The organism is Micromonospora humidisoli, from assembly GCF_016900955.1.
GTDB classification, from domain to species: Bacteria; Actinomycetota; Actinomycetes; order Mycobacteriales; family Micromonosporaceae; genus Micromonospora; species Micromonospora wenchangensis.
In genome coordinates, this window is sequence record NZ_JAFEUO010000024.1 from 1 (window position 1) to 1,845 (window position 1,845).

General features: G+C 67.0%; 1 protein-coding gene. It reads left to right on the top strand.

Translation table 11 applies throughout. The features are described from left to right. A partial coding sequence (locus JQN84_RS31130) for a 2-oxoacid:acceptor oxidoreductase subunit alpha (protein ID WP_239486550.1) occupies positions 1 to 1,833 on the top strand: 1,833 nt, incomplete at its 5' end. Between the last annotated feature and the right edge of the window lie 12 nt (positions 1,834 to 1,845).

Consider the following 1,845-nt stretch of genomic DNA (forward strand, 5'->3'; position numbering starts at 1 on the left):
CGTCAGTTGGACCGGGTGGTGATCCGGTTTGCTGGTGACTCGGGTGACGGGATGCAGTTGACGGGGGACAGGTTCACCTCGGAGACGGCGCAGTTGGGTAATGATATTTCGACGTTGCCGAATTTCCCGGCGGAGATTCGGGCGCCTGCGGGGACGTTGCCGGGGGTGTCGAGTTTCCAGGTGCATTTCGCTGATTACGATATTTTGACGCCGGGGGACGCGCCGAACGTGTTGGTCGCGATGAACCCGGCGGCGTTGAAGGCGAATGTGGGTGATCTGCGTCGGGGTGCGGACATCATCGTGAACACCGATGAGTTCACCCGCCGGAACCTGACGAAGGTCGGGTATGCGGTGTCGCCGTTGGAGGACGACACTCTGGATGGGTTTGTGGTGCATCCGGTGGCGTTGACGTCGATGACGGTGGGTGCGTTGGCGGAGTTGTCGGTGTCGAAGAAGGACGCCGAGCGGGCGAAGAACATGTTCGCCCTGGGGTTGTTGTCGTGGATGTACTCCCGCCCGTACGAGTCGACCCTACGGTTTCTGGAGCGGAAGTTCGCCAAGCGGCCGGATCTGGTCGCGGCGAACATCGCGGCGTTCAAGGCGGGCTGGAACTACGGCGAGACGACGGATTCGTTCTCGGTGCGGTACGAGGTGAAACCCGCGGCGATGCTGCCGGGCACCTACCGCAACATCACCGGTAACGCCGCTCTGTCGTTGGGGTTGGTCGCGGCGGGGGTGCGGTCGGGTCTGCCGGTGTTCCTCGGCGCGTATCCGATCACCCCGGCGTCGGACATCCTGCACGAGTTGTCGAAACACAAGCGGCTCGGTGTGGTCACCATGCAGGCCGAAGACGAGATCGCCGCGGTCGGCGCCGCTCTGGGCGCCTCCTACGGCGGCGCCCTGGGAGTGACCACCACCAGCGGCCCCGGTGTCGCCCTGAAATCCGAGACGATCTCCCTGGCCGTCGCCCTGGAACTCCCCCTGGTCATCGTGGACGTGCAACGCGCCGGCCCGTCGACCGGTCTACCGACAAAGACCGAGCAGGCGGACCTGAACATGGCCCTGCACGGCCGCCACGGCGAGGCCCCCGTCGCGGTGATCGCCGCGAAGTCCCCGTCGGACTGTTTCCACGCCGCTCTCGAGGCCGCCCGGATCGCCCTGACCTACCGCACCCCGGTGATCCTGCTGTCGGACAACTACGTCGCCAACGGCTCCGAACCCTGGCTGCTACCCGACGTCGACGACCTGCCCGACCTGCGCGTCGACTTCGCCACCGCCCCCAACGGCGACGACGGCGTCACGTTCCTACCCTACCTACGCGACCCGGACACCCTGGCCCGCCCCTGGGCCGTGCCCGGCACCCCCGGCCTGCAACACCGCATCGGCGGCCTGGAAAAAGCCGACAAGACCGGCGACATCTCCTACGACCCGGCCAACCACGACTACATGGTCCGCACCCGCGCCGCCCGCATCGAAGCCATCGACGTGCCCGACCTCGACGTCGACGACCCCGACGGCACCGCCCGGACCCTCGTGCTCGGCTGGGGCTCCACCTACGGCCCGATCGGCGCCGCCTGCCGCACCCTGCGCCACCACGGCCAACCCATCGCCCAAGCCCACCTACGCCACCTCAACCCCCTGCCCGCCAACCTCGGCGACGTCCTTTCCGCCTACGACCGCGTCGTCATCCCCGAGATGAACCTCGGCCAACTCGCCCAGATCATCCGCGCCCGATACCTGACCGACGCGATCACCTACAACCAGGTCCGCGGCCTACCCTTCACCGCCGCCGAACTGGAGACGATGCTGGAAGAGGTCTGCAAAAATGCCTGAACCCGTCGCCCT